Source organism: Pseudomonadota bacterium, from assembly GCA_022361155.1.
Lineage (GTDB): Bacteria > Myxococcota_A > Polyangia > Polyangiales > JAKSBK01 > JAKSBK01.
Genome location: JAKSBK010000103.1, coordinates 1 through 3071 on the forward strand (window position 1 = coordinate 1; position 3071 = coordinate 3071).

Genomic DNA, 3071 nt, shown 5'->3' on the forward strand with positions numbered 1-3071 from the left:
GCGGCTCGCCTCCGTAGGTCTTGCGGATCAGGCCTCGCAAGATATCGAGCTCGCGCTCGTCCATGCCGCCCCAGCGGGTGACCTTCTCGATGCGCGCGCAAAGCTCCTCGCGCTGCTTTTCAGGATCGCTCGATCCAGCCATCCGTTCGTACTCGCGCCGAATCTCCGGTGGTGCGTCGCCGGGGTCCGGTAGGAGCGCCGCAATGACCGCCGCGCGACTCGCGGCGAGCGGACGGCGCGCCGGCCAGATGTGCAGCGTCGAGATGTGCCCCTTGCGACCAGCCGACTTCTCGTGCTTCGAGTCCTCGCTGACCTTCTTGAGCGGAAAGGCCTCCTCGATCAGGCGTCGCATCAATCATCTCCCCGGCTGGCGTCCTGGCCCAGATCCCGATCGTCCTGGACCTGCTCGATCCGCGCGCGCTCCTCATGCAGCCACAGCCGGAGCTGCTCCTCGCTCGGGAGCTCGAGCTGATAGCGCGTCACGAAGAGGTCTTCGTCTCCGGCGGTCGCGAACCGGACGACATCGGCATCCCGCTCCGCGCACAGCAGGATACCAACTGGCGGGTTCTCATCCGGGTGGGCAACCTGCTCCGCGAGGTAGTTCACGTAGAACCGGAGCTGGCCCGCGTGGTCGGGCCGGAACTCGCCTAGCTTGAGGTCGATGGCGACCAGACAGCGAAGGCGGCGGTGGAAGAACGGCAGATCGATATAGTGGTGGCGGTTGCCGGCCGTGATCCGGAATTGCCGGTCCACGAAGCAGAAGTCGCGGCCGAGCTCGAGCAGAAATTGCTGGAGGTGGTCGATGAGCGCCTGCTCCAGGTCTCGCTCCGTCATCACGGTGCGTCGTTCGATGCCGAGGAACTCGAAGACGTAGGGGTCCTTGAGCTGGGCTGCCGGCGACTCGGCGAGGGTGCCTTCCCGCGCGAGCGCGAGCACCTCGGCGCGCTCCTCGCTCAGGCCTATGCGCTCGTAGAGCATGCTGTCGCGCTGCCGTTGCAACTCGCGGTAGGACCAGCGTTCCTTCAGGCAATGAAGCTCGTAGAAGGCACGCCGTAGCAGATCATCGATCCGCGCCAGCTCCACGAGATGAGTGAAGGTCAGCTCGGTGAATAGCCGCGCCAGCCACTCCGCGTCGCGCCACGAGAGCTTCTCGTGCTCGACGACGCGACGGGCGAGGCTCGGGAACGGAAACGGCGGAGATTCGGCAGGCGCCTGCCCAATCTCGGTTGCGCTTCCTCTTTCGGCAGAACTCGGCCGCACGATCCCGATCCTTGTAGTCCATCCCGCCATAGATGGTGGCGAGCTTGCCGGTCAAGCCCAGCGCTTCCAGGCGGCCAACGAGGAAGTTGAGCGTGTCGCGGTGCTCGGTGAAGATCAGGACCTTCGTCTCGGCGTAGGCCTTGAGTGCGTCCCACAACCGCTCGAACTTGCTTCCTCGTTTGGCATCGTAGACCCGGCGCGCAAGCTCCGCGAGCCGCTTGACCTCGGCGATTTCGGCGCGAAGCTCCTCGGGCGACACCGCATCCGTCGCGGCGACGACCTCGTCGTCGTTGCGCTCCGACTCTTCGAGTCCGTCCTCGGCCTCTTCTTCGTCCCCCGTCTTCGTGTCCCGCACGTCCTCGAGAGGCAGTCGCTGCTGGCGGGCCTCCAGGTCGGCGGTCGACATGAGTCCCTGATCCAGCAGGCGCAGCTCCTCGGAGAGCTTGGCCTCTCGCCGCTCCAACGAGCGGAGCAGCGCCCAAATACTGGAGGCCAGGCGCCGTTGAAGGACGCTCATCGCGAGTCCGGCCGCGCCGCGATTGCGCAGCTTGGCGCGGTTCCAGTGCAGCTCGCAGTACTCCGTAGTGCCAGCGTAGAGTTCGCGTTCGTCGGGGCTCAGAGGGTATTCGACCGTGACACTCTTGCGCGGCGGGTAGATGGGCTCCCCATCAAAACGAACCATCTCCTCCTTCATCCGGCGCAACGCATACTGGGCGCGACGATCGCGCGAGAGCCGGTTGAACGCCTCCGGCGTGGACAAGAGCTCCGGCTCCAGCAGGCGCCAGAGGAAGTAGTACGGGTCGTCTTTTCCCATGTGCGGTGTGGCGGTCAGGAGCAGCAGATGCCTGCCTAGAGCGGCGACCTCCTCCGCCATCTCGTAGCGCTTCGAGGCACGGACCGTGAGGTCGGCGTCCCGCCAGGCCGAGAGCTTGTGCGCCTCGTCGAAGACAACGAGATCGTAGGGTCGCGCCTCGCGCATGTAGCTACGCATGCGAGGTCGCGCGAGCGTATCGACGCTCACGATGGCGAGATCCTCCCGCGCGAGCTGGAACATGAAGTCCTCGGGGAAGCGAAAGAGGTTGCGCTTGACCGCCTGGACGAGCACCTTAGTGGCAGCGCCGTAGAATAGCGCCAGATAGACGTCGAGCATCACCTTGTGTCCACGGATCAGCAGGATGGCCTGCCGGATCCGGTCGATGGAGACGAGCCCGGACCGCGCCGTCGTCGCCTTCGGCCTCGCGGTCACCGTGGCCCATCCACACTCACGTCGAGGGGATTGGCGAAGCTGCTGCTGGCCACTGCCGAGAGAACTTCGCTACGCGGTGCCTGCATCCGTGCCCCTTTGTTAGAAGACTCGAACGGACCCTGCTCCACCCGAGGAGGACCCAACGGCGGCTCCCCGTGCTGCTCACGGATGGTTCACACTACCATCGCCGATCTCGGCGCTCAACGGTGGGCACGGCACCCACAGCGCCTCTGGCCATGGGCCCCCACGCGCGACCGGCCGAGGCGGCCCGCCGCGGTCGCACAGGCAGGCGCGTTCGCCGGCAGACCCGCCTCAGCTGGCCGCGCACGCAGCTCGCACCGACGGCCTTCTCGCCGCCCACAACGTCCCCCCAAGCCAGTCACCACGCAAGTCGTCCGGGCGGGGGGTCTCGTGCTCGGGCCCGGCGGGGGGTCCTGATGTTTGAGCGCTGACGGACGCTGTCGCGGAGCGAGCATCTCCGAGCCGGTCCCCCGGTGTTCCTCAGGAACAAGGCGCGAGTCCGGGGGGCACCGCCGGGCCCGAGCACGAGACCCCCCGCCCGGAC

Annotated in this window: 3 protein-coding genes; all 3 read right to left on the reverse strand. The window is 66.8% G+C overall.

What is annotated here, in order from left to right; translation table 11 throughout:
• Nucleotides 1-352: DUF1156 domain-containing protein (locus tag MJD61_03545; GenBank protein ID MCG8554350.1), on the reverse strand; the 352-nt coding region annotated here is incomplete at its 3' end.
• Entirely contained in the window at nucleotides 352-1083 is a 732-nt protein-coding gene (locus MJD61_03550) for a PDDEXK nuclease domain-containing protein (GenBank protein ID MCG8554351.1), read from the reverse strand. The genes MJD61_03545 and MJD61_03550, both read right to left, overlap by 1 nt.
• Nucleotides 1061-2506, reverse strand: coding sequence for an ORF6N domain-containing protein (locus MJD61_03555; protein ID MCG8554352.1), 1446 nt, complete (start codon nucleotides 2504-2506; stop codon nucleotides 1061-1063). Before MJD61_03555 ends, MJD61_03550 begins: the two co-directional genes overlap by 23 nt.
• Between the last annotated feature and the right edge of the window lie 565 nt (nucleotides 2507-3071).